This window comes from Pigmentiphaga sp. GD03639 (assembly GCF_029845405.1).
Classification (GTDB): Bacteria; Pseudomonadota; Gammaproteobacteria; order Burkholderiales; family Burkholderiaceae_B; genus Pigmentiphaga; species Pigmentiphaga daeguensis.
Window position 1 is genome coordinate 18,312 of the sequence record NZ_JAOCLR010000020.1, and the last position, 26,070, is coordinate 44,381.

Below are 26,070 nucleotides of genomic sequence, written 5' to 3' on the forward strand. Positions count from 1 at the left end.
CGGGATCGGTCATGGGTACACGGGGGCGCGGCGACATGGGACGTGGGATGACACGCAAGGAGTGGCGGCACTTCAAGCCGGCGCCCGTGGCGCGCGCCATCGCCATGGCGTTGGCGGCAGGCGGCATGGTGGGAAGCGTCCAGGCGCAGCAGGCCTTCAGCCCCGCATGGTTCGCCGCCAAGGGGGCGGCGCAGGCCAACGCCGCGACGACCGGCCGCCTGCCCAACGGCGCGCCGGCATCCAGCCTGGCCGGCATCAATGCGGCGCAACGCGCCAATGCGCAGCGCTCGTACGAGAACCTGAACCTGGCCGCCCGCGCGATCGCGGCACAGCAGGCCGTGCAGGCAGCGGCGCGCGAGGCCGCATGGGGCCGGGGCCCGGACCTCGTCGACGGCTTGGGAGAGGGCGGCCTGAAGGTGGACGGGAACAGCCTGACCGCCGGCTGGCTCAACGCCCAGGCTCCCGTGCAGACGCAGTCGGCAGGCAGGACCGAAGTGGTCATCGGCCAGACCGCCGAGAAGGCGATCCTGAATTGGGAGACGTTCAACGTCGGCCGGAACACCACGGTCAGGTTCGACCAGCGTGGAGGCGCCCAGGCCGACGGCTCCAACACCTGGATCGCGCTGAACCGGGTGAACGATCCCAGCGGCCGCCCCAGCCAGATCGCCGGCCGGATCCAGGCCGAAGGCTCGGTCTATATCGTCAACCGCAACGGCATCCTGTTCACCGGCACGAGCCAGGTGAATACCCGCTCCCTGGTGGCCAGCTCGCTGCGGCTGACCGACGAACAGTTCAAGCTGGGCATCAACAATCCCCGGCGGATGAGCAACGGGGGCAACGATTTCGCCATTCCCCAGTTCGGCGAGTTCACCACCGAGCAGCCTGTCATCTATGGGCAGTCGGGGTACCAGCCCGGAGACGGCACGACACCGGACAAGCTGGGAACCATCGACCGCTTCGTGCCGGGAGCCCCGCCCGGCGAGGTCGTCGTCGAGGCGGGCGCCACGCTGGCCACAGGGCAGGGCGGCAAGCTGATGCTGTTCGCGCCCAAGGTGCGCAACGCCGGCGCTCTGTCGGCGCCCGACGGCCAGGTCATCCTGGCGGCAGGAGAGAATGTGTTCCTGGCCACGCCGCGCCTGGACGACCCCGCGGGCGTGCGCGGCCTGGACGTCGCCGTGTCGGCCGTGCCCGGCTGGGCGTTCACCGGCGGACAGGTCGCGGGAGCGCTGGGCCTGTCGCCGGTCTATGGCGATGCGCAGTTCGTGGCCGGCCTGCGCGATGTGGTCTTTCCCGAGATGGCCCAGCGGGCCGCGCAGGTGGGCTACGAGGTGGTCAACACCGGCAACATCCGGTCCGACCGCGGCAACATCACGCTGCAGGCGCGCGACGTGCGGCAGCTTGGCGCGCTGACCGCGACGACCGCGCTCAACAATCGCAGCGGCTCCATCCTGCTGCGTGCCTGGGGGCTCGGCACGCACATGTATGCGGACGGCATGAACGAACTGGTGAACTGGTCGGCCGGCACGCTGACGCTCGGGCCGTCCAGCGTGACACAAGTTCTGCCCGATGCATCCGACATCGGCGAGATCGAAGCCTCCGCGCTTGCCACCCGCTACCAACCCGGCCGGGTGGACCTGTATGGGCAGTTGATCGATCTCAAGCCGCAAGCGGGCGTGCTGGTGCCGGCCGGCACCATCAACCTCGAGTCGGCGGTCAATCCTCTGTTCACCCAGCAGCCCTGGTACAAACCCGGCAGCGTGGGCGATGCCAGCCGGATCTACATCGACAGCGACGCGTTCTTGAGCGTGGCCGGCGTGAGGGACGTGCTGGTGCCCATGGCACGCAATTTCGTCGAGGTCGAGCTGCGCATCAACGAGTTGCGCGACTCTCCATTGCTGCGCGACTCGTGGCTGCGGGGGTCGAAGCTCATTGTCGACCGTCGCGCCAACGGCATCTTTACGGACGGTCCGATGGCCGGCGTCAATTGGGTGCAGAAAGACAACGGCAGCGGCCAGGTGGGCTACGTGCCGGGCGAGTGGATAGGCACGCCCCTGGGCGACGTCGCCGGCTGGGTGGGCGTGGGCAAGACAGACCTGGCGGAGCTGTCGGCCGATGCGGGCACCATCACGATGCGGGCAGGCGGCTCGGTCATCACCCGCGGCGGTTCGATGCTGGACATCTCGGGTGGCTCGGTGCGGTACACGGACGGTGTCAACACGGCGACCAAGCTGCTGGGGGCGGACGGCAGGCTCTACACCATGGACCGTGCGCTGCCCGATATCGGGTATGTGGGCATCGCGGGCCAGTACGCATCGTCCAGCCCGCGCTGGGGAGTCAAGGAGACCTGGCGCAGTCCGGTCATCGGCGCCAATGCGATGGAAGGGGGGTACGTCGAAGGCCGCAACGCGGGATCGGTCCAGGTCTTCGCCGGCGATGCGATGGTGCTGGAAGGCGAGGTCTGGGGCGGTACGATCATCGGCGATCGGCAACAGTCGGGTGGCAACGGCGGGGGCAGGCTCGAACTCGGAGGCGGCTCGGTCGAGGACAAACCCTGGTCGCCCGGCAAGATCGTCGTCGGCAACGATCCGCTGCGGCTGGGCGCGGACTTCGTCTCGACTTCGGCCCTGGGTGACGAGTTCTACATGGCCGACCCGTCGAAATCGCGCAAGCTGACACACCTGCTGGCCGATGGGCTCAGCCGCTCGGGCCTGGGAGAGATCGCCCTCAACATCGTCCGCGGCGATTTCGTCCTGGCCGCGGATGCGGTGCTGGAACTGTCGCCAGGGGCATCGTTGTTCGTGTCGGGGGGCGAAGGATCGACCTCGGACATCTACATCGATGGCACGATCCGGGCGCCGGGCGGATCCCTCCGGCTGGACTCCTCCGCGGGCCGGCTGTTCCTGGGCGCGGACAGCCGGCTGGATGCCGGCGGACAATGGGTCAACCGGTGGCGCGACGGTGCGATGCCGTCCGCATGGGCCATCGATGCCGGTACCGTCGACCTGGGCGTGGGCGAGCTGGTTGCCGCGCCCGGCGCGATCATCGACGTGTCCGGAGGCGGGCGAGTGGAAAGCGGTTCGCGGGGCGAGCCGATACTGCGGGCCGGCAACGCGGGAAGCGTGCGTCTGGGCGGCCTGCGCGCGGGCATGGACCTGGAGGCCCTGGACCTGCGGGCCTACGCGCTTGGAAACGCCGGCAGCCTGGCTCTGATGACGACGGACTCGGTCACGATCGGCGCGGTGGAACGGGATGATGCGGCACTGCACGTGCCGGCTTCGCTGTTTGCCCAGGATGGCTTCGGAAACGTGTCCATCTCTGTCATGTCCGACGGCGGCGACATTGTCATTCCCGAAGGTGCCGATATCGTGCAGGCCGCCGTGGGGCTCGATCTGGCGCTGCTCGACTACCATCGGCTGGCGACGGGAGAGCGCCTGGCGGACCACCTGCCTGCCACCATGCCGCGTCTGGAGCAGCGTGTGACGCGCGGCGCGTCGGGCTTGTCCCTGGGTACCCGCGGCGGCGACATCGTGGTGGGCCAGGGCGCGCGCGTGCGCACCGAGGTGGGCGGCTCGCTGGCGCTGGCGGCCGGGGTCAACGGCGGTACCGTGGTGGTGGCGGGCCGGCTGGAGGCGCCTTCCGGCCGTATCGACCTGGCCGGCACGCAGGTGACGCTGTCCGCCGGCGGCGAACTGCTCGCGCGCGGCACGCCGGTGATCTATCGCGACGCGCGCGGCTGGCGCCGGGGCGAGGTGCGCGACGGCGGCGCCATTTCCATCAACACCGCCAGGCTGTCCCTGGCCCGGGGAGGGCTGGTGGACGTTTCGGGCGCCTCGGGAAGCATCGACGAGCCGTCGTACGGTCCATGGGGACCGCGCGATCCGCAGGCCGTCACGCTGGACAGCAACGGCGGCTCGATCTCGATCTCGGGAACCGGGCTGGTCGAAAGCACGCTGCGCGGGCTGGCAGGCGGGCCTCGCGCCGCCGGAGGGCGGCTGCGCTTCGACATGCAGGCGGCGAGCGGGCCCGACGGTTCCTCGGCGGAAAGGCTGCGGCAGGCGGTGCAATGGATGGATCCCGACTGCTATGGCCTGGCCGGCAATGGCGTCTGCGACTACAGCAACTGGCAGGAAGCGCTGGACTTCGACTGGAGCCCGTTGATCGGCGGGGCCGCGCCTTTCGTGATTCCGTCCGCCCTGCTGGCTCATCTGGAAGACCGCAAGGAGCTGGTGCTGTCCGAAGGGCTGCCGGCTCCCGCGCTCGAAGCCGAACCGCTCGATCCGGCGGCATTCGGCCTGAGCGATGCGGCGCTCGATTTCTTCCGCGACAGCCTGCTTTACTCGGACCTGTTGCGGGAAGTGTTGCAGAGTCCCGGCAAGATCCACGCGCTGACCGTGAGGCCGGGCGCGTTCGCCGCCGGAGGATTCGCGGACCTGGCCCTGGTCAATTCAGTGCAGGGAGCCATCAGGCTGGATGGCGTGGACGTGTCGGCGAACCGATCCATGGTCTTGAGCGGGCAACTGGTGGGACACAAAGGGGCCTCGTCGTCGCTGCGTGCGCCGCACATCGCCCTGAGCGCGATGGCCACGCCGGGCGGTTCCGCGCCGGTTGCGCAAGGCGGCGCGGGCCGGCTGGCGCTGAATGCGGAGCTGATCGATGTCGTGGCCGATGCCGCCGCGCTGGCGGCCGGCGGCGGCCGGGCCCGGATCACGGGATTCGGCGAGACCCGCTTCCGGGCCGGCGAGATCCGCCTGGGAAGCGCATTGCCGGAACAAATGACCGGTAACGAGGCGCTGCGGGTAGACCTGGACGTAGACGGCGACCTGGTGCTGGAGGCAGGCCAGGTCTATCCCGGCACGGCGATGACCGCCACGCTGCGCGCCGGCAACGCCATCCGGGTCGAGCGCCTGGGCGGCGACCTTCCGGTGCCGCTCTCGGCGGGCGGCACGCTACGTATCGAGGCTCCGGTCATCCAGCAGGACGGCGTGCTGCGCGCGCCATTGGGAACCATCGAGCTGGTTGCCGGCCAGCGTCTCGTCCTGGGCACGGGCAGCCTGACCTCGGTCGCCGGGGCCGGTATCGCCGTCCCGTACGGAACCTTGTCTAACGACGAGCAGTGGCGGGACCCGACCAAAGCCGATGACGGGTCCAGCACGTCGCAGGCCATGCTGGCCGTGCCGCCCGAAAAACGCATTTCGCTGCAGGCGCCCGACGTGGCGGTGGTCGCCGGGGCGGTGGTCGACATTTCCGGCGGCGGCGATCTGTATGCGTGGGAACACGTGCCCGGCCCGGGCGGATCGCACGACGTGCTGGCCATGCCGGGGATGTATGCGATCGTGCCCGATGCGCCGGGAGCGGCGCCATTCAGCGGCCTGCCCGCGGGCGAGCGCGTATGGCTGGCCGGCGGGCCCGGCCTGGCGTCGGGCTGGTACACCCTTTTGCCGGCAAGGTACGCCCTGCTGCCTGGCGCCTTCGCGGTGCAGGCGACGGGTAGGTCGTGGTCCGGTCCGGACCGGCCAGGCTTCGAAACGCCTGACGGCAGCCTCGTCATGCAGGGGCGGCGGGGCAACGCGTATGACGGTTTCGAGCCCGTGACGGCGGCGGTCTGGCGAGTCCTGCCGGGCAGCACGGTGCGGCGCTACACGGAATACAACGAAGCGTTCGCCAACGAGTTCTTCTCGTCCGATGCCTTCAAGCTGACGCAGTACCGATTGACCGGCCAGGACATCGTGACGCCCCGCCTGCCCCGCGACGGCGGCGCCGTGGTGTTCAATGCCGGACAGACCCTGCTGCTGGACGGTTCCCTGCGCTCCGCGCCCGCCGGCGAAGGCCGTGGCGGGCTCGTGGACATCGCCGGAGAAAAGATCGCCATTCTCGGCAAGGGGCAGGACGCCGCGGCGCTGCGGGGCGAAGGCTATCTCGTCATCGACGCCGCAAGCCTGTCGACGTTCGGCGCCGGCAGCCTGCTCATAGGCGGCCGCCGCCAGGGCGCCCCGCAGGGCCTCATGTTGGATGTCACGGCCAGCGACATCATCGTCCGCAACGATGCCGGGTCGGCGCTGTACGGTCCGGAGATCATCCTGGCCGCGAGCGATCGCGTCGCCGTCGATGGGGGCAGCGTGATCCATGCCCGCGGCGACGCCGCCCGAGGCACCGGGGATCTGGTCGTCCAGCCGCAGCGGCAAGCGGTCTACACGGATCCCGACGGCAATCTCGACGATAACTGGGATGGCGTGATCAACGAACTCGATGCCGCGGATGACGTGCTGACGAGTCCCGCGGCCGATTGGGGGGCCCTGATCAGGGTCGCGAATGGCGATGCGCTCAAGGTCATTCGCCAGAATGTGGATACGACGCGAGGCGGGCTGGCCGTGGTGGGGGCGGGCGCGGTCCTGGAAGGCGGCGCGTCGCTGCTGATCGATGCGACACGCACGACCGAGCTGGCTGCAGGCGCACGAATTTCCGCCGACGATCTGTCGGTGGCGGCGGGGCGCATAGGCTTTGGCGGCGGGTCGGGCATGGTGCTCGATACGGCTACGCTCGGCCAATTGTCGGACTCCCGTCACCTGACCTTGCGCAGCTATTCCAGCTTCGATTTCCATTCGTCGCTGGACCTGGGCAAGGCCGGCGTGTCTTCGCTGACCTTCGACGGCACATCGTTCGCCGGCCACGGCGACCATGACATCACGGTAAGAGGAGGCACGATCGTCCTGGCCAACAGCGGCGGCCATGCGGGAGAGGCGGGCGCCGGCCGCGGGCATCTCGTCCTGGACGCCGACATGCTGGTGCTGGGAGAAGGGTCGAAGCGGTTCAGCGGCTTCGACGGCATGACCTTCGCCGGCCGCACGCAGATCGTGGCGGAAGGGACGGGCGGCGTCGATGCCGGGCGGGCTGCCCTGACGCTGGCGACTCCGCTGGTGACCGGCCGTGGCGGCGCCGCGCAGCATCTGGCGACCACGGGCCGCCTGGCGATCGAAGCCTCGGACGGCAACGCTTCCGGCCTTGCTCCGCAGGATAGCCTGGGCGCCCGGCTTTCGTTCACGGGCGCAAGCATCGACGTGAACGGACATGTCGCCGCGCTAGGCGGTGCCGTGGAAATGGTGGCCACCCATGGCGACCTGGTCGTGGCCGAAGGGGCGCGCATCGATGTCGGCGGTTTTGCCAAGGCGTTCTACGACGTGGCCGAGTTCGCGGATGCAGGCCGCATTGCCTTGTCGGCCGTGGGCGGCAACGTCGATCTGCGGGCGGGCAGCAGCCTGAATCTCGCGGCGGACGCGCGTGGCGGCAACGCCGGAACCTTGACGCTTGCCGCGGCCGGCGGCGGCAGCGTCATGCTGGACGGCGCGATCGCGGCGCATGCGGGCGAGGGCGGACAGGCCGGCAAGGTCGCGCTGGACATCGAGACGCTGCCTGCCTTCGGGGCACTCAACGTGCGATTGAATGAAGCGGGCTTCAACCATACCCGCGAGTTCCGGGTTCGCAAGGGAGATGTCCTGCTCGACGGCACGACCATCGTCGAACATTTCCTGTTGACCGCCGACGCCGGCACCGTGGACATCGCCGGTACCGTCGACGCGCGAGCCGGCTACGGCGGATCCATCCGTGTCATCGGCGGCGACGGCGTGAGCATGCGCGACAGCGCCCGCCTCCTGGCAGGCGCCACGGGCGAGCTGGGCAGCGGCCGTGTGACGATCGAGGCGACGGGCGGCGAACTGGCCCTGGCCGGCGGCGTCATCGACGTGGGCGGCGCGGAGGGCGGCAAGGTGCGCCTGCGGGCCGGACAAACCGTTGATCATGCGGACGTCCGGGTCGGCCGGCTGGACGTGGTCGTGGCCGGCGCGCGGTCGGCCGTGCTGGAGGGCGTTGCCGTCTACGACAGCGGTTCGGTCGACGCGGTCAAGGCGGCGGCGATAGAGGATGCCGGGACGTTCATGGCGAATGCCGGCACCATCGCCGCCAGGCTGGGCGGCGATGGCATCACGCTCGCCCCGGGTATCGAGATACGCAGCGCGGCCGACCTGGCACTCGAAAGCGACTGGAACCTGCTGACCGATTTCGCCGCGTCCAGGGAAGGAACGCTTACGCTGCGCGCGGGTGGCGACCTCGTCGTGGGAGGGCACCTGAGCGATGGGTTCGACCGTGCGGATCGTGGCGGCGTCCTGCGGGATACCGCTTCATGGAACTTGAGGCTTGTCGCCGGCGCCGACCTGGCGGCGGCCGATGCGCTGGCGCTGCGTCCGCTGGCGGCGCAGGCCGACGGCAAGGGATCCGCGCGTGTCGGCACCGCAGGCACGGGAAAGGACGGCGACGAGGGGGCCGGCAAGCTCGTACGCACGGGCACGGGAGATATCGAGGTGCGTGCCGGCCGCGATCTGGTGCTGGCCCACAAGGAGTCGGTGATCTACACCGCGGGCCGACGGGACACGACGACGTGGAGCGATTTCACGACGGCCAATCCGGCGGCGGTGTACGGCGTACAGGGAGGCCACCTGGACATCCAGGCGGGCGGAAGCATCCAGGCCAGCCATTCCGGCCAGCGGTTCGTCGAGTGGCTGAACCGGCAGGGCAACGTCGGCGAAGGCATGTATTTCGGCGAATACAACAGCGGCGAGTACGGAGTTCGTCCCGACGGATCGTATGGCTACATCTATCTGCCGCCGGAACAGTCCAGCTGGTGGATCAACTACGGCGCCTTCCAGCAGGGAGTCGGGGCGCTGGGCGGCGGCAACGTGAAGGTCTCCGCCGGCGGCGATCTGGACAACCTGGTCGTCGTCCTGCCCACGACCATGCGCATGCGCGGCGGGCGGACGGCCGACGAGGCCCGCACCATGGAAGTCCGCAACGGCGGATCGATGGAGGTGGAAGCAGCCGGCGCGATCCGCGGCGGCCAGTACTACGTGGCGCGAGGCTCGGGCCAGTTGCGCGCCGGCGAGACCGCCAGCGGCCACAATGTGGTCGTTACCCGCAACCAGGGAGAAATCGACGAGCGGATCACGGTGCTGCCCGTCGCGCCCGTGCTGGCGCTGGGCGATGCGACGCTGCGCCTTGCCACCGCCGGGGACCTGCGCGTGCAGTCCGTGATCGACCCGCTGCTGATCCGCTACGGCGATGACGGCACGGGTTTCCTGCCGCGGCTCGACCACGGTTCCTACATGAGCGGCTATACCGGACGCAGCGCGTTGAGCCTGGTTTCCACGGGCGGCAATGTCACGCTGGTGAACCAGGCCGAGTTCGCGTTCCGCGACGTGTCCCTGCGCAGCAATACCACCGGCCAGGACCGGCTCGTCGGCCTGGGCGGCAATCTTTATCCCGCCCTGACCCGCGTCGTCGCGCTCAACGGCAATGTGGAGAACCAGGGACCGATGTTCGTGATGCCCGGCGCGGGCATGGACTTGAACGTGATCGCCGACGGCGATGTGCGTTTCGATGTCCAGAATTTCAAGGTGATCGACGATGCCACGCGCTCGGCGCCCTACGCGCGCATCGTCATGGCCAGGGCGATTCCCGGGATGATGCCTTCGCCCGATATGCCCGCGGGCGGGGGCGGCAATCCGTTCCAGGCCGATCTGATGGCGTTGATGCAGAATGCCATCAGCCCGTATTCCAGCTTGCATGCCTACTACAAGGGGCTCGCCAACCCCGACGTATTGCCGCTGGCGGACGATCATGAGCCCAGCCGCATCTATGCCGCGCGGGGGTCGATCGTCGGGCTCGACCTGGCCGCCAGCGAGCAGATGAGGATACGCGCCGGCACGGACGTGAGGGGTTTGCTGGTCGATGCGCGCAACGTGCGGGCGAGCGACATCACGCTGATCGATGCCGGCAACGATATCCTGGCGATGAGGCCGGTGCGCGACCGGTGGGGGCTGAACAACGGGACAGGCCGGATCGTGGTGCAGGGGCCGGGCGCGCTGGTCCTGGCGGCGGGCCGCGACGTATATGCGGACAACCTGACGGTCGAGACCGTGGGCAATCGCCAGTTCGATCCGGCCACGAATCGGCCCATCCCCGGTACCGACGTCAACGGCCTGCCGGCGACCGGAGCGGCGATCACCGTGATGGCCGGGCTCGACAAGGCGCCGGGCTACGACGCGTTCGCGGCCGCCTATCTGGACCCGGCGAACGTCGCGGCCATGCCCGATTACCTGAAAGCCGCCGGCGACGGGGGCGCCGTGCTGCCGGTCTACCTGACCGACGGAATCGAGGTCCGGCCCGGCGGGGAGGAGAAAGTGGTGCGGCGCGGCCTCGTTTCCTACATGCGGGACATGACCGGCCAGACGCTGGCCCCGCTCGACGCGTGGAAGCGCTTTCAGGATCTGCCGCGACTGGCTCGCGAACAATTCCTGCGGCAGGTGTACCTGCTCGAGCTGCGCGAGGCCGGGCGCGACCAGAACGAACCCGGCATCGGCGGATTGCCGCGCAATGGCGGCTACAACCGCGGCCATGCGGCCATCGAGACGTTGTTCCCTGGCGACGGCTGGCGGGGCAGCGTGGCGGCCAATACCATGATGCTGCGTACCATGGCGGGTGGCGACGTGAGCGTGCTGACGCCGGGGGGCGGGCTGCAGGTGGCGGCGCTGGGCGCTACGGTCGCGCCAGGCTATGGCCTGGTCACGCTGGATTCCGGCCATATCGACATCTTCGCCAGGAATGACGTCGTGGTGAACCGCTCCCGTATCCTGGCGTTCGTGCCCGAAGCCAGGCGCGAGGGCAGCGACATGATCATCTGGTCCACCGAAGGCGATATCGATGCCGGGCGCGGCGCCAAGACGCTGCGCGTGCCATCGGCGCCGGAGGTGCTGACCGACATCGACGGCTTTACGACGATGCGCGAGCGCTCGGACATGAGCGGCAGCGGCATCGGTACCGTGGGCGACGGCGACCTGGACCTGATCGCGCCGGAAGGGACCGTCAACGCGGGCGATGCCGGCGTGCGGGTGGCCGGCAATCTGAACATTGCGGCCCTGCACGTGCTCAACGCCGAGAACATCCAGGTCAAGGGGCAGAGCAAGGGCCTGCCGCAGGTGGCGGCCGTCAACGTCGGCGCCCTGACCAATGCCAGCGCGGCGGCATCGCAGGCCGTCGCCGCCGCGCAGGACGTGGTGCAGCGCGAGCGCGTCGCGGCCAGGCAAAACCTGCCATCCGTCTTTACCGTTCGGGTACTTGGCTTCGGCGGCGAGCCGGCCAGCGAGAGCCGCGGCGAAGGCCGCGAGGCGCGATCCGGGCCCCAGGCGCAGGCTGGCGGGGACCGGCGGTACGATCCGGGGCATCTGATCCAGCTGGTCGGGCTGGGGCACAACATCGACCCGCGCCTGGCTGCCCGCCTGACGGAAAGCGAAAGACGGCAATTGGAGCGCAACCGCTGAGCGTGGAGACTGGTCCGTCATGGATACGATTAGCATCGCCGCATCCACTCGCGCGCACCTGGTCGGAAACTACGCCAGGCTGCGCCAACGCCTGGCCCGCCGCCTGGGATGCGTGGACCTGGCCGCCGACTGTCTGCACGACGTGTGGCTCAAGCTGTCGCGGCCCGTCGAAGCCGACGTGGCGAATGCCGACGCCTACGTATGGCGGATGCTGTGCCATACGGCCACCGACCACCTGCGATCGCAGCGTCCGTCGGTGTCCCTGGACGATCCGGACATCGACGCCCTCGGACTGGCCGATGCCGGCCGGGGACCGCAGGCGGCCGTCGAGGCCCGCTCCGAGCTTGCACGGCTGGATCGCGCCCTGGAGGGACTCTCGCGCCGCCAGCGCGCGGTCCTGATCGCCGTGCGCGTCGAGCAGCGCAGCCGGCGCGACGTGGCGGATTGGCTGGGGGTTTCCATCAGGACCGTCGATACGGCGCTGCACGAGGCCTTGGCCCACTGCAGCGCCTACTGCGGCCGCAAGGGGACGGACTCCGCTCTGTCCATCCTCGAATAGTTCACCCCCGCGGGAAAATTACTTGCCCCGGCTGGCCTTGCTCACATACAGCGCCAGCGCCTCGATATCCGCGTCGCTCATGGTGGCCTTGAACGACGGCATGCTGCCGATGCCGTCGCGCAGCGCGCGGGCAACGCGGAGAGCGTCGGGTTGCAATTCGTCCAGCACGGGGCCGATGGTGCCTTCGGCACCGGCCTCCTTGAGGGTGTGGCACACGGCGCAGGCCGGGGTGGCGGTAGTGAACAGTTTCTTGCCGCGCGCCATTTGCGCGGCGTCGTCGGCGGCATGCGCCGTGGTGGCGGCCAGGGCCGAGAAGGCCAGCGTACAGAAGGTAAGGACGTTCTTCATGTCTAGAGTGTTGGCTTGAGGAGAGACATGCCCCGGGGAGTGCCCCGGGGCATACCGCCGCCTAGGCGACGGTGATGGTGACGGCGTGGTCGGCCCAGCTGGTGTTGTTGTAGCCGCTCTGGTTTTCACCGCGCGTTTCGGGCTGGACGTTGCCCTGGTCGTCGGTGGCGCGGCTGGCCAGCACGTGCTTGCCCTTGGGCAGGGTGGCCTGCAACACGAACTGGCGCCAGGCGTACTTGCCCATGTCGGGGCCCACCAGGCGTGCGGCGCGCCAGGTCTTGCCGCCGTCCAGCGAGACTTCCACGCCCTTGATGCCATGCAGGCCGCCGAAGGCCACGCCGTGGATCTGCACGGTGCCGGGCGCCACGGGGCCATCCTCGGGCACGGGGCCGTTGATCCAGGACTTGACGCTCATTTCCTGGACCGAGGGCTGGCTCGGGTCGCCCTTGCCGCCCGGGGGCGTGATGCGGTAGCCGTGCGACATGATGCGGGCGTCGCTTTCCTTGGGGGTGAAGGCGAGCTGCTTGATGTACTTGATGTTGTTGACGCCGGTGTAGCCGGGCACGATCAGGCGCAACGGGCCGCCGTGGGCCAGGGGGATGGGCTCGCCGTTCAGTTCCCAGGCCAGGATGGCGTCCTGCATGGCGGCGACGGGAACGGAGCGTTCGACGATGACGGTCTTGGGGTCGATGCCGGCCGGCAGCACTTCGCCGCCGGTGCCGGTCATGTAGGGCACGCCGTCGATCAGGCCGCCCAGGGCCTGGACGACGTCGCGCACGGGCACGCCGCTCCAGGTCACGCAGCCGGCGGCGCCGACCGTCCAAGGAGTGCCGCTGGGCTTGCTGGGGAAGAAGCCGCGGCCGTTGCCCGAGCATTGCAGCACCATGGTGACGGTTTCCAGCCCCAGGGTCTTGAGCTCGCGCAGGCTCAGGGTCCTGGGCTGCTTGACGCCGGCGACCTGCAGTTGCCAGGCGTCGCGGTCGGCCACGATGGATTCGGAGGGCGTGGGCAGGTTGTTGCGTACGTACAGCTGGTTGGTGGGCGTGACCACGCTGGTGCCGAAGGCGCTGCGCTTGGTTTCGATGGTGGTGCTGCTGTGCACGACGACCGCGTCGGCGTTCTTCCAGCCGGCGTAGCCGGGCAGGGGTTTGGCCGCCGCTGGGGCGGCGGCGGCCTGGGCCAGGGCCTGGCCGTGCAGGCCCGCCAGTCCGGCGGTCGCGGCCACGGTGGCGCCGCCCGCGAGCAGGCGGCGGCGGGGCAGGGAGGTGGGGGTGGTGTCTTGCATGGTCTCTCCTTGTTGTTGTGGATGAGAACGGGAAATCAGGACGCGGGGGCGGTTTCGGGTTGCCCCAGCGCGCGCGAGGCCACGGACAGGGCCTGTTTCTTCTGGGCGATGAGTATCAGCGGGCGGCCTTCGTGCGAGCGCACGACTTTCCAGTAGGTGTTGGCCCACCAGCCCTCGCCGTCGGGAATCTGCTGGAACTGCTCGAAGGACAGCACGGTGACGATGCCGCCTTTCTCGAAGAAGGTGGTCAGGTGGTAGGCGCGTTCCCGGCCGATGTCGCAGGGGCGCATCAACTGGATGTAGCCGGGCAGCGCCTGCTGCGGCGGGAGGTCCAGGTGGCGCGCCATTTCGGTGGCGGGCAGGAAGCTGCCGCGCAGCGTGCGCTCGTAGTATTCGTGCTCGATGGCCGAGCGCACCAGTTCGGGCGGGCGCATGGCGAAGACGGCGCCGGCCGCCGAGCCGGCGACCAGCACGGCTGCCAGCATGCCGCGCAGGCCGCGCCGCGCGTGCCAGGGCGTGTGGCGCAGGAGGTGCGCGGGCGGATCGCCCGGTTCGAACGCCAGGGCCAGCTCGGCGCGGGCGCGCAGGTCGAATTCCGTGTCTTGGAGGCTGTCGTCGCAATTCATGGGGTCTGTTTTCGCAGCGGTATGACACTGGCCGCCGTGTCCGGCGCGGCAGGGCGCGGGGGAGCTTGCAGGGCGGCCTTCAAGGCATCGCGGGCGCGCGCCAGGCGCGACAGCACGGTGCCGGGCGCGATGTCCAGCGCCTCGGCCATCAGGGCCGTGGGCATGTCGTCGAAGTAGTACAGCACCAGCACTTCGCGGTGGATGGGGGCGATGCGGGACAGGGCCTTGACCACGTCAAGCTGCTCGTCCAGCGCATGGGCGCGGGGGTCGGCTTCTTCCTCGACCCGGCCGTCCCCTTGCAGGCTCGTCTGGGCCGGATCGAGATTGCGGAAGGCATGGCGCCGCATGATCTGGAACAGCCAGGCACGCGCCATGGCCGGATCGCGCAACTGGTGGCGAAAGCGCCAGGCGCTGGTGAAGCAGTCCTGCACCACGTCCTCGGCGATCGCCCGGGAGCCGGTCAGAGCCCAGGCGCTGCGCAGCAGGAAACGATAGTGTTCGCGCACCCATTGGTTGTAGCGCGACTCGGCGGAAGAGATCATGTCGTACAAGAGCGCGCCGGGCGGGGTTTCATTCCCTCCGGCGAGGGTAAGGGTATTCCCTGACGAGACATCACGCCCCCGGCGTCACGATGCGGGCTCCCTTCCAGACGCCATCGGCCACCAGCGCCTCGCACTGCGTCCGCAGCATCCGCAGGAATTGCCACAGTCCGGTCGTCATGGAGCGGTTGTTCGCATAGGCGATGACGAGCCGGCGCGACAGGTCGGGCTTGCGGATGGGCAGCGCCGCGAGCCGGCCTGTCTCGACCTCGTCGTGCACGCCGGAGAAGGGCAGCACCGTGCAGGCCAGATCCGTCATCGGCATCTGCTTGGTCAGCGTGAGCGAAGTGTCGAACTCGTGGCGCACGTCCAGGCGCACCCGGTGCACCGCCGCCTGGTCTTCCAGCAGCTCGCGCAAGCCGTGGGGGCGGCTGGGCAGGGACAGGGGGAAATCCCCCAACTGCGAGAAGCTGACGGATTTCTTGTTGCGGGCTCGAGCGGGCGTCATGATCAGGCATAGCTCTTCGTCCATCAGCGGGTCGGCATGCAGACCCGCGATCGGGATCATCGTATAGAGCAGCGCGAAGTCCAGGTGTCCCCGGTGCAGGGAGTCGACCAGGGCGCGATGGAAGCCTTCGACGACGTGCATGCGCAGGGTCGGCAGCGTCGTCCTTACAGCGCTCAGGAGCCGTGGGCCCAGGATGTTGGCGATGGATGGCGGCAGGCCCATGGTGACCTGGCGCAGGCCGGCATCCTCGACTTCCGCCATGGCAAGCCGGCGTCCGTTCAGCAGCTGCTCGAAGCCCGGCAGCACGGCTTCGTAAAGGCGCCGCCCCGCCGCCGTCAGCGTCACGCCCCGGCCCACGCGCTCGAACAGGCGGGCATGCATTTCCCGTTCCAGTTTCAGGACGTGGCGGCTGAACGTCGGCTGGCTGACCCCGGCGCTGAGCGCGCCGCGCGAGAGCGATCCCGCCTGCGCGGCCAGCACGAAGAAGTGCAGCGACGTGAAGTCGGCGTTCTGGAGTTCACCGAATTTCATGGCCGGCGCCTTTATTCGATAGTGAATAACAAGTATACGAACTTGCATGCCATGGCGGCTCGCGGCCCAGTAGAGTGGAGCCACAACACAAAGCACAGGAGACATGCCATGGCCTTCATCCGGGTACTCGTCATGCTTGGCGCATTGGCCGTGTTCAACCATGCCGCACAGGCCCAGGACTACCCGGACAGGCCCTTGCGCCTGGTCGTCCCGTTCTCGGCCGGCGGCGTCACCGATCTGGTGGCGCGGATCTACGCCGGCGAACTGGGCAAGGGGCTGGGGCAGACGGTGGTGGTGGAGAACAAGACGGGCGCGGCCGGCGCGGTCGCCATGGATGCGGTCAAGCAGGCGGCGCCGGACGGCTACACCCTGATGCTGGCGACGATAGGCACCCAGGCCCTCAACCCCGCGCTACTGCCGAACCTGCGCTATGCGCCGGGCGACCTGGACTACGTGACCATGCTGACCACCGTGCCGCAACTGCTGGTGGTGAACGCGAAGTCGCCGGTACGCACGGTGGCCGAACTCGTGGACCATGCGAAAAAGCATCCGGGCAAGCTGTCCTACGGTTCGTCGGGCATCGGTTCCGCGCCGCACCTGGCGGTCGAGATCTTCGCCGCGCGGGCCGGTTTCCGGGCCGTGCACGTGCCCTATCGGGGCAGTTCGCAATCGATCACGGACCTGATCGCGGGGCAGCTCGATTTCATGATCGATCCCGTGACGACGACCCTGCCGTACATCCATTCCGGGAAACTGCGGGCGCTGGCCGTGTCGACGCCCCAGCGCCTGCCCGCGCTGCCGGACCTGCCGACCATCGCGGAGTCCGGATATGCCGACTATGACGTGGGCGTGTGGAACACCATCGCGGTGCTCAAGGGTACGCCGCGCCCCATCGTCAAGCGCCTGGCCGCGGAATCGGCCCGTATCCTGGCTTCCGAGCCCGTACGCAAGCGGCTGCTGGAGGTGGGCGCGGTGCCCATTCCGGCGTCGCCGGACGAGACCCGCGCGTTCGTGGAGCGGGAGCAGGCCAAGTTCCTGCAGATCGTCCGCGATGCCAACCTGAAGGTGGAATAGGCATGGATCTCGGTCTGCAAGGACGCCGTGCCCTGGTGTGCGCGGCCAGCAGCGGCCTCGGGCTGGCCTGCGCGCAGGCGCTGGCCGGCGAGGGCGTGGAGGTGGCCATCGTCGGAAGGGACCCGGCCCGGCTGGACGCCGCGGCCCGGCACATCGCCGGCACCGGCGCCAGGGCGGCGGTGACGACCGTCGTCGCCGATCTGTCGGATCCACGGGTATGCGGCGAGCTGCCGAGCCGCACCGGCATTCCGGACATCCTTGTCACCAATGGCGGCGGGCCGCCGGTACGGCATGACGCGACCGGCATCGACGGCGCGCTGTGGGAATCGGCGATGAACGGCCTCTTCCATGGTCCCAGGGCATTGATCGGCGCTTGTGTGGACGGGATGCGTGCGCGGGGCTTCGGCCGCATCGTCAACGTCTCTTCCGCGGCGGTGCTGAGTCCGCGCTCCGGATTCGCGCTGTCGGTGTCGCCCCGCGCGGCGCTCATCGCCTTCTGCGACCTGCTGGCGCGCGAGGTCGCGCCGTACGGCGTGACGGTGAACCATCTGCTGCCGCACAGCATCGAGACACAAAGGCTGCGCGACAACCTGGCGGCCGAGGCCGCCAATCTGGGAATCGGCGCGGACGAGCTGCGCGCACGCCGCGTGGCCTCGATTCCCGTGCGGCGAGCGGGCCGGCCACAGGAGCTCGGCGCCTATTGCGCATTCCTGTGCGGCGCGCAGGCAGGCTATGTGACGGGGCGCAGGCACGTCATCGACGGTGGGACCTATATCTGATGGAGATGGAAACGATGAACGACTCCGCGGCGGCATCGCCGAGCGGCGGCGAGCTGCTGGTGCGTTGCCTGATCGAGCAGCGGGTGGACCTGGCCTTCTGCGTGCCGGGCGAAAGCTACCTGGATGCGCTGGATGCCCTGTTCGAACAGCGCGGGCGGCTGCGCCTGATCGTGTGCCGCCACGAGGCGGCGGCCGCCAACATGGCCGAGGCCTACGGCAAGCTGACCGGCAAGCCGGGCGTGTGCTTCGTCACGCGCGGGCCTGGCGCCACGCATGCCAGCATCGCCGTGCATACCGCGCACGAGGACGAGACGCCGCTGGTGCTGTTCGTCGGGCAGGTCGCGCGCGGGCACATGGGCCGCGGTGCCTTCCAGGAGGTCGATTACCGCGCCATGTTCGGCGGCATGGCGAAATGGGTGGCCGAGGTGGATGATCCGGCCCGGCTGCCCGAGATCGTCGCTCGCGCCTTCCAGGTCGCGGCCGGCGGCCGGCCCGGTCCGGTCGTGCTGGCGCTGCCGGAGGATGTGCTGGAAGCGCGAACCCCCGCTCCCGTCGCGCCGTCGCGCGCGTGGTCGCGGCTCGGCATCGAACCGACGGCGGCCGCGCTGGCCCAGGTGCACGGCGAACTGGCGCGCGCCCGCAAGCCACTGCTGGTCGTGGGCGGCGGCGGGTGGAGCGCGCAGGCGTCCGAAGCCCTGGCCGACTTCGCGCGAACCCTGCGGCTGCCGGTCGTGGCCGAGTTCCGCTGCCAGGACTACCTGGACAATCGCCACGACAGCTATGCCGGCGACCTGGGGCTGTCGACCAATCCGGCGCTGGCGGCCCGCGTGCGCGACAGCGACCTGCTGCTGGTGCTGGGCGGCCGGTTGTCGGAAGCCCTGACCGGCGGCTATCGGCTGGTCGACGTGCCTCGGCCGCGCCAGCGGATGATCCATGTGCATGCCGACGTCGATGAGCTGGGCCGCGTCTACCAGGCCGACGTCCTCGTGCCCGCGACGCCGGAGGCTTTCCTGCGCGCGGCGCTGGCGGCCCGCCAGCCGTCGCTCGCGGCGGATCCTCCCTGGCAGGACTGGACGCGCTCGGCCCGGTCCGATTATCTGCGCTTCCTCGCGCCCACGCGGGAAGGTGGCACCGTCGACATGGCCCAGGTCGTGGCCACCCTGGACCAGGAACTCGCACCCGATGCCATCGTGACCAACGGCGCGGGCAACTACACCACCTGGCTGCACCGGCACTACCGCTACAAGCATTTCCGCGGCCAGCTCGCGCCGCTGAACGGCGCCATGGGCTATGGCCTGCCCGCGGCCATCGCGGCCAAGATCCACGAGCCGCGGCGACAGGTCGTGTGCCTGGCGGGCGACGGCTGCTTCCTGATGAACGTGCAGGAGCTGGAGACGGCCGTCCGCTACAACGCCGCCATCGTCGTCGTGGTCGTGGCCAACGGTTCGTACGGCACGATCCGCGCCCACCAGGAGCGGCGCTTTCCCGGGCGGGTCTACGCGACCGACATCGGCAACCCCGATTTCGTGGCGCTGGCCCGCTCCTTCGGATTGTCCGCCGAGCGGGTCACGCGCCACGAGGACTTCGCGCCGGCGCTGCGGCGGGCGCTGGACGCGGGCGTGCCGAGCCTGATCGAGCTGCCCACCGAGATCGAAAACCTCAGCGCCCAAAGCCGGCTGTCAGCCGTCCGCGATCGCGCGCTCGCCGCGGCGCGCCAGCATTCTTCCCAACCCCAGGTTCCAGGAACGCCAGCATGATTCCCAATCCTCTCGTCAAGAAACTCGCCGCTTCGCAGACCGTCCTGGGCGTCGCGGTGCGCCAGGCCCGCACCGTGGACATCGCGCGGATCATGAAGACCGCGGGCTACGATTTCCTGTTCATCGACACGGAACACACCCCCGTGCCGGCGGACGTCGTGAGCCAGATCTGCCAGGCCGCCCTGGGCTCGGGCATCGCGCCCATCGTGCGCACGCCCAACCTGGAGCGCGTCCACGCCATCCATGCGCTGGACAGCGGCGCGCAAGGGCTGGTCTTTCCGCACGTGGAAAACGCCGACGAGGCGCGGCACATCGTCGACATCTGCCGCTATGCGCCGGTGGGCCACCGCTCCATGGCCTACGGCCTGCCCCATGTGGAGTTCGCCAGCCACGATCCCCGCGAGCTGATGGATTTCGTGAACCGCGAAACGCTGATCGCCGTCATGCTGGAGACGCCCCAGGCCATCGAGCGATGCGAGGAAATCGCCGCCGTCCCGGGCATAGACATTCTTCACGTGGGCACCCAGGACCTGTCCGCCGAGATGGGCATTCCGGGCGAAGTGGGCGCACCGGCCGTCGCCCAGGCCATCGCGCGGGTGTCGCGCGCCTGCGCGGCGCACGGCAAGGTGCTGGGCGTGGGCGGATGCTACGAGCCGGAGTTCATCCGGCGCTACGTCACCCGGGAGCAGGCCCGCTTCTTCGTGGTCGGCAGCGATCTCGGCTACCTGCTGGGCGCCGCCCGCGCGCAGGCCGGCAAGGTGCGCGCGTCGCTGGAACTTCAGGGTTGAACGGCCATGGCCGAGGAGAAGAACGTCATGCACGACATCCATGAACGGCTCCGGTCCGCCGGCGCCAGCACCGTGTGCGCGGTGCTGGACATGCTGGGCGTGGCCGGCACCATCACCGGGCTGCCCGCCGTCCGTCCCGGCGCCTCGTTCGCGGGTCCGGCCTTCACCGTACAGGCCTCGACGGGGCCGCTCGGGACCTATGACCCGGGCGATTTCGACATCGCGCGGTATGCCGACCACGCCGGCGCGGGACAGGTGATCGCGATCGACGCGGGCGGCGCGCGCGTCTCGGTGGCCGGCGGCATCGCCGCGATGGCCAGCGCGCGGCGCGGCGTGGCCGCCTGGGTGGTCGACGGCGGCATGCGCGACGTGGACGAACTGGGGGAAGCCGGCATTCCCATCCACGTCCGCCACGGCGTGGCCGTGACCGGCCGCACCCGGGTCCGCATCGAACGGGTCAACGGCCCCATCGCCATCGACGGCGTTGCCGTGGCGCCCATGGACGTGCTCGTCGGCGACGCCAGCGGGATCGCCTGCGTGCCGGCGCAGCGGCTCGATCGGGTCGCGGCCATGGCCGGCTGGGTCGCCGGCAGGGACCGGATCGCCGGCCGGCTGGTCCGGGAAGGACTATCGTTTTCCCGCGCTTTCAAGGAAGCGACCGCGGAGTACGCGGCCTTGCACGGGCCGCTGGAAAACTGAGCCTGCTCAAACTTTTCACCCACCGAAAACTTCCAAAACTCGCCTTGCTGGCGAATGACGCCGGGGTGCATTCTTCATCGAAAAAAGCGGAGCCCGCTTCCCGCGGGCTTCTCGACATGCTGGACACAGCACATGGAGACAACGATGAAGCCCTACGCATCCCCCCGCGCATGCGCCACACTGGCGGCGCTGATACTTGCCCTGCAGGGGGCCGCCGCCCAGGCGGACGGCCCCTGGCCCAACAAGCCCGTCCGCGTCATCATGCCATTCGCCGCCGGTGGCAGTTCCGACCTGGTCGGACGGCAGGTGGCGCAAAGCCTGAGCGCGCACTACGGCCAGCAGTTCGTGGCCGAAAACCGCGCGGGCGCCGGCGGCAACATCGGCGTCGATGCTGTGGCGAAGTCGGCCCCCGACGGCTACACCTTGGGCATCGGCACCTCCGGCCCGCTGGCCAACAACAAGTCGCTCTACCACCCCATGCCCTTCGACGCCGAGAAGGACCTGACGCCGATCGCGCTAGTCGGTGAAATTCCGGTCGTGATCGCGGTCAATCCGGCGGTGAAGGCGAACACGCTGGCCGAGTTCGTCGCCCTGAGCAAGTCGTCCGCCAACGCGGTGACGGTTTCCAATCCGGGCAACGGCACCATCGGCCACCTTGCCACCGAGTACCTGAGCATCCACACTGGGGCGAAGCTCCAGCCGGTGCCGTACAAGGGCGATTCGCCGGCGATGGTGGATGCGATGAGCGGCTCGGTGTCGGCGGTCGTGGCGCCGGTCACGTCGCTGATTCCCAATATCCAGGCCAACAAGCTCAGGGCGCTGGCGGTGATGTCCAAGACGCGGTTCCCGGGCCTGCCCGACGTGCCCACGGCCAACGAGCAGGGCGTCAAGCTGGAAGCCACGGTATGGAGCGCCATGGTGGGGCCCGCCGGCCTGCCCAAGTCCGTCGTCTCGTCGCTGAATGCCGAGATCAACAAGTACACGGCGTCGCCGGAAGGCAAGGCCAAGCTGAACTCGCTGGGCATGGTGCCGCTGTCGGGCACGCCCGAGCAGTTGCGCGAACTGATGAGGAATGAGGCGACGAAGTGGCAGGAAGTCGTCAAGTCCGCGCGGATCTCGATCGAATGACCATGGACGCATTGAAGTTCTATATCGATGGCGCCTGGGTGGATCCGCTGGCGCCGAAAAGCCTGGAGGTCGTCAACCCGGCCACCGAGGAAAGCTTCGCGCGCGTCAGCCTGGGCTCGCCGCAGGACGTGGACCGCGCCGTGCGGGCCGCCCGGCGGGCGTTCCCGGCCTACGCCGCGACGAGCGTGCAGGCGCGCCTGGGTTGGCTGGAGAGGATCGTCGCGGGTTTTCGCGCGCGGCTGCCGGAGCTGGCGCGGGCGATGACGCGGGAGATGGGGGCGCCCATCACGTTCTCCACCGAACGCCAGGCCACCGTTGCGCTGTTCCACTTCGAGGAGGCGCTGCGCGTGCTGGCCGACTACCCGTTCGAGGAACGCATGGGTAGCGGCATCGTGCGGCGCGAGCCCATCGGTGTCTGTGGGCTGATCACGCCGTGGAACTGGCCGCTGAATCAGGTCGCGTCCAAGGTGGCGCCGGCGCTGGCGACCGGCTGCACCGTCGTGCTCAAGCCCAGCGAGATCGCGCCGCTCAGTTCGCTGCTGTTTGCCCAGGTCGTGCATGAGGCCGGGCTGCCGCCCGGCGTCTTCAACCTGGTCAACGGCGACGGGCCGACCGTGGGCGAGGCGATCGCCGGTCATCCGGAGGTCGACATGGTGTCGTTCACCGGCTCCACGGGCGCGGGGGTGAAGGTGGCCAAGCTGGCGGCCGATACCGTCAAGCGCGTGGCGCAGGAACTGGGCGGCAAGTCCGCCAACATCATTCTGCCCGATGCCGACCTCCGGGCCGCGGTGATCGCGGGCGTGCACGCGTGCAACACGAATGCCGGCCAGAACTGCCAGTCGCCCACCCGCATGCTGATTCCGCGAAACCGGCGGGACGAGGCATTCGCGGCGGCGCGCGAGGCGGTGGCAGCGATACGCCTGGGCGATCCGATGGACCCGGCCTGTACGATGGGGCCGCTGGTCAGTCAGGCGCAGTTCGACAAGGTCCAGCAGCTGATCCGCTCGGGCATGGACGAAGGCGCCACGCTGGTGGCGGGCGGCACAGGCCGGCCGCCCGGCCTCGAACGAGGCTACTACGTGCTGCCCACGGTGTTCGGCGACGTCACGCCCGACATGCGGATCGCGCGCGAGGAGGTCTTCGGCCCGGTGCTGTCCATCATGAGCTACGACACCGAGGACGAGGCCATCGCCATCGCCAACGACACGCCCTTCGGGCTGGCCGGTTTCGTGCAGTCGCCGGACCTGGAGCGGGCGCGGCGCGTGGCCAATGCGATCCGCGCCGGCCGCGTCTACCTGAACGGCGCGCCATTCGACCGCAGCCTGCCTTTCGGCGGCTACAAGCAGTCCGGCAACGGACGCGAATTCGGTGTCTTCGGATTCGAGGAATATCTTGAAGTGAAAGCCATACTCGGCTACGGAAACTGACTCATGACGACTGTTGCAACGCCTGCCTCCCCGTCCGCCGCGAACGGCGGGGAGGCCCGCTGTTTCGAGGATTTCCAGGTTGGGGAACGCTGGACCAGCGAACCCACGGTGATCACCGAGGAAGAGATCATCGCCTTCGCCCGCGCCAACGATCCGCAACCCATGCACCTGGACCCGGAAGCCGCGCGGGCCGGCCCCTTCGGCACGCTGATCGCCAGCGGCTGGCAGATCGCCGCGCTGTCCATGCGTGTCTTCCTGCAGGCCGGGGGCTATGGCAAGACGCCCATGGTGGGCATGGGCCTGGACGAGTTGCGGTGGACCAGGCCCGTGAAGGCCGGCGACACGCTGGTGGTCGAGCGCGAGGTGATCGAGACCGTGCGGTCGAAGTCCCGTCCGGGCATGGGCATGATCCGCACGCGCGTCACCGTGCGCAACCAGGATGGCGATGCCGTGATGTCGCTGGTGTCGCTGGGCAGGGTGCCGGCGCGAGCGCAGGCCTGACAGTTTTTTCATCGTAGGGCCGTCCCAAGATGAAAAAAGCCCCCTTGGGGGGCAGCGCCGCCGCGAAGCGGCAAGCGTGGGGGTATTTTTCAAGGGAGTCGTCATGGTGGTTCTCGACCGTCCCGCCGATCTGGAGGCGTGGATAGGCAAGGAAATAGGGGTCAGCGAATGGCTGGCCATCGATCAGTCGCGCATCGACGATTTCGCCCGGATCTCGGGCGACGATCATTGGCTGCACGTGGACGTGGAGCGCGCGCGGCGCGAGATGCCGGATGGCAAGACCATCGCGCACGGCTTCATGACCCTGTCCCTCATTCCCTACCTGGTTCGCTCGGTCTATGCGATCACGCACCGGGGGCGCGGGTTGAACTACGGCACCAACAAGATCCGCTTCGTCAATCCGGTCCAGGTCGGCGACCGCATACGCCTGCGCCAGCGCATCAAGGCGGTCGAGCGCGGCCAGGGCGGGGGCCAGGAAGGCGCTACCCGCGTGGTGTCGGACTGCACCATCGAAATCGAAGGCAAGGAGCGTCCGGCGCTGGTCGCCGAGTTCCTGATGCTGGTCTATGACGAGTGACGCCGCCATGACCCGGAACGTTCAAGACATCCTGGCGCTGCAGGCGCAGCAGCCCTTCGTCGATTTTCCTTCCCTGATCGCCCGGCATGCGGGCGAACGGCCCGATGCGCCTGCCTTCGTGTGCGGCGACGATGCGCTCGACTGGGGCGGACTGGCCCGGCAGGCGGACCGCGTCGCCGCCGCGTGCGCCGCCATGGGCGTGGGAACCGACGGCAAGGTCGCCTTGCTGGCCTCGCCCGGCCTGCGCGCGATCCAGGCCTTCTTCGGCGTGGTGAGGGCCGGTGCCTGCGTGGTGCCGCTGGCCACGTCGGCGACCGCGGGGACCCTGATGGGCATGCTGGGCGATTCGGATGCCACGGTGCTGGTGGCCGACGCCGACGCCCGCGAGACCCTGAAGGCCGTCGAGGCCGAATTGATGGCCGCGTTTTCCCAACGCCTGGTCGCCCTGGATTTCCAGGCGCCGGGCTGGCTGGGCTGGGACGACTGGCTGGCCGGGGGCGGCCGGCCTCCTGCCGTCGACCTCCGGGCGGACCAGGCCTTCAATTTGATCTACAGTTCGGGCACCACCGGCAAGCCCAAGGGCATCCTGCATCACCATGGCATGCGGTCGCGGCAGGCCAACCGCCGCAGCTTCGGGCTGGGGCCGGACAGCGTCATGCTGCTGTCGACGCCGCTGTATTCGAACACCACGCTGCAGCCCATGCTGGCCACGGTGGCCAACGGCGGGCTGACGGTGCTGATGCGCAAGTTCGACGCCGCCGAATACCTGCGGCTGTGCGCCGCGCATCGGGTCAGCCACACCATGCTGGTGCCCGTGCAGTACCAGCGCCTGCTCGCGCACGATGATTTCGCGCGTACCGACCTGTCGTCCTTCGTGCTCAAGCAATGCACCGGCGCGCCGCTCGACGCCCGGCTCAAGTCGCAGATCCTGGCGCAATGGCCGGGCGGGCTGCGCGAGATCTACGGCATGACCGAGGGCGGATGCAGTTGCGTGCTGGATGCCCACGAGTTCCCGGACAAGCTCGGCACGGTCGGCCGTCCGGCGCCGGACCACGACATGCGCATCGTCGACGACGACGGGCGGGTGCTGGCGCAGGGGGAGGTCGGCGAGATCGTCGGCTGGTCGCCGTACATGATGGCCGGCTACTACAAGCAGCCGCAGGCCACCGAGGCCTTCTACTGGCGCGACGAATCGGGTATCGCCTTCCATCGCAGCGGCGACATCGGCCGTTTCGACGAGGAAGGTTTCCTGATCCTGCTCGACCGCAAGAAGGACTTGATCATCTCCGGCGGATTCAACATCTATGCGACCGACCTGGAGTCGGTGACCGCGGCCCATCCCGAGGTGGCCGACGTGGCCGTCATCGGCATTCCCAGCGAGCAATGGGGCGAGACGCCGCTGGCCCTGGTGGTGCTCGAGCCGGGCAGCGCGCTGGATCCGGAGGCGCTGCGCGCGTGGGTAAACGCCCAGGTCGGACGCACGCAGCGGCTGGCCGCCGTGGAGTATCGAAGCGAGCTGCCACGTTCCGCGCTGGGCAAGCTGCTCAAGCGCGAACTGCGCCAGCCTTACTGGACATGAAA

The 26,070-nt window shown here is 69.3% G+C and carries 17 protein-coding genes; 12 read left to right on the top strand and 5 right to left on the bottom strand.

Translation table 11 applies throughout. The features are described 5' to 3' along the window. Positions 1-47: 47 nt before the first annotated feature. Positions 48-11,363 (top strand): filamentous hemagglutinin family protein, encoded by an 11,316-nt coding sequence (locus N5K27_RS19370; RefSeq protein WP_279818179.1) that lies wholly within the window; start codon positions 48-50, stop codon positions 11,361-11,363. A gap of 19 nt (positions 11,364-11,382) precedes the next feature. Continuing rightward, positions 11,383-11,922, top strand: a complete 540-nt coding sequence (locus N5K27_RS19375; RefSeq protein WP_087836706.1) for an RNA polymerase sigma factor — start codon at positions 11,383-11,385, stop codon at positions 11,920-11,922. A gap of 18 nt (positions 11,923-11,940) precedes the next feature. Here the strand turns inward: N5K27_RS19375 and N5K27_RS19380 are convergent, their stop codons facing one another. From N5K27_RS19380 to N5K27_RS19400, 5 genes are all read right to left on the bottom strand, one after another. Next, complete coding sequence (locus tag N5K27_RS19380; protein WP_243724659.1) at positions 11,941-12,186, bottom strand: cytochrome c; 246 nt, start codon at positions 12,184-12,186, stop codon at positions 11,941-11,943. Positions 12,187-12,331: 145 nt separating this feature from the next. Next, positions 12,332-13,555 (bottom strand): sulfite oxidase, encoded by a 1,224-nt coding sequence (locus N5K27_RS19385; protein WP_132980483.1) that lies wholly within the window; start codon positions 13,553-13,555, stop codon positions 12,332-12,334. A gap of 35 nt (positions 13,556-13,590) precedes the next feature. After that, positions 13,591-14,181 carry a hypothetical protein gene (locus tag N5K27_RS19390; protein WP_087836709.1) on the bottom strand — a complete coding sequence of 197 codons (591 nt, stop codon included), beginning with the start codon at positions 14,179-14,181 and terminating at the stop codon, positions 13,591-13,593. Beyond that, positions 14,178-14,723, bottom strand: a complete 546-nt coding sequence (locus N5K27_RS19395; RefSeq protein WP_087836735.1) for an RNA polymerase sigma factor — start codon at positions 14,721-14,723, stop codon at positions 14,178-14,180. Before N5K27_RS19395 ends, N5K27_RS19390 begins: the two co-directional genes overlap by 4 nt. 70 nt (positions 14,724-14,793) lie before the next feature. Beyond that, entirely contained in the window at positions 14,794-15,759 is a 966-nt protein-coding gene (locus tag N5K27_RS19400; RefSeq protein WP_279818183.1) for a LysR family transcriptional regulator, read from the bottom strand. A 108-nt stretch (positions 15,760-15,867) separates the two neighbouring features. On the opposite strand from N5K27_RS19400, the gene N5K27_RS19405 reads away from it, so the two are divergent. The 10 genes from N5K27_RS19405 (at position 15,868) to N5K27_RS19450 (ending at position 26,068) form a co-directional block, all read left to right on the top strand. Beyond that, positions 15,868-16,833: a tripartite tricarboxylate transporter substrate binding protein gene (locus tag N5K27_RS19405; RefSeq protein WP_279818184.1), complete on the top strand. Its 966-nt coding sequence runs from the start codon at positions 15,868-15,870 to the stop codon at positions 16,831-16,833. A 2-nt stretch (positions 16,834-16,835) separates the two neighbouring features. After that, positions 16,836-17,612: an SDR family oxidoreductase gene (locus N5K27_RS19410; protein ID WP_279818186.1), complete on the top strand. Its 777-nt coding sequence runs from the start codon at positions 16,836-16,838 to the stop codon at positions 17,610-17,612. Between the two features lie 14 nt (positions 17,613-17,626). After that, entirely contained in the window at positions 17,627-19,369 is a 1,743-nt protein-coding gene (locus N5K27_RS19415) for a thiamine pyrophosphate-dependent enzyme (protein WP_279818188.1), read from the top strand. Then, positions 19,366-20,157 carry an aldolase/citrate lyase family protein gene (locus N5K27_RS19420; RefSeq protein ID WP_130355511.1) on the top strand — a complete coding sequence of 264 codons (792 nt, stop codon included), beginning with the start codon at positions 19,366-19,368 and terminating at the stop codon, positions 20,155-20,157. Before N5K27_RS19415 ends, N5K27_RS19420 begins: the two co-directional genes overlap by 4 nt. 27 nt (positions 20,158-20,184) lie before the next feature. Continuing rightward, positions 20,185-20,856: a hypothetical protein gene (locus N5K27_RS19425; protein WP_279818192.1), complete on the top strand. Its 672-nt coding sequence runs from the start codon at positions 20,185-20,187 to the stop codon at positions 20,854-20,856. A 144-nt stretch (positions 20,857-21,000) separates the two neighbouring features. Beyond that, the gene (locus N5K27_RS19430) at positions 21,001-21,984 is read left to right on the top strand and encodes a tripartite tricarboxylate transporter substrate binding protein (protein ID WP_165404356.1); all 984 of its coding nucleotides are present in this window, start codon (positions 21,001-21,003) and stop codon (positions 21,982-21,984) included. Continuing rightward, on the top strand, positions 21,981-23,411 hold the full coding sequence (locus tag N5K27_RS19435) for an aldehyde dehydrogenase family protein (protein WP_279818194.1): 1,431 nt from the start codon (positions 21,981-21,983) through the stop codon (positions 23,409-23,411). Before N5K27_RS19430 ends, N5K27_RS19435 begins: the two co-directional genes overlap by 4 nt. A 3-nt stretch (positions 23,412-23,414) precedes the next feature. Then, a complete protein-coding gene (locus N5K27_RS19440) occupies positions 23,415-23,912 on the top strand; it encodes a MaoC family dehydratase (RefSeq protein WP_279818196.1) in 498 nt (165 codons plus the stop codon). Between the two features lie 103 nt (positions 23,913-24,015). Beyond that, positions 24,016-24,489, top strand: coding sequence for a MaoC family dehydratase (locus N5K27_RS19445; RefSeq protein ID WP_130355506.1), 474 nt, complete (start codon positions 24,016-24,018; stop codon positions 24,487-24,489). A 7-nt stretch (positions 24,490-24,496) separates the two neighbouring features. Further along, positions 24,497-26,068, top strand: coding sequence for a class I adenylate-forming enzyme family protein (locus N5K27_RS19450; protein ID WP_279818198.1), 1,572 nt, complete (start codon positions 24,497-24,499; stop codon positions 26,066-26,068). The last annotated feature ends 2 nt before the right edge of the window (positions 26,069-26,070 follow it).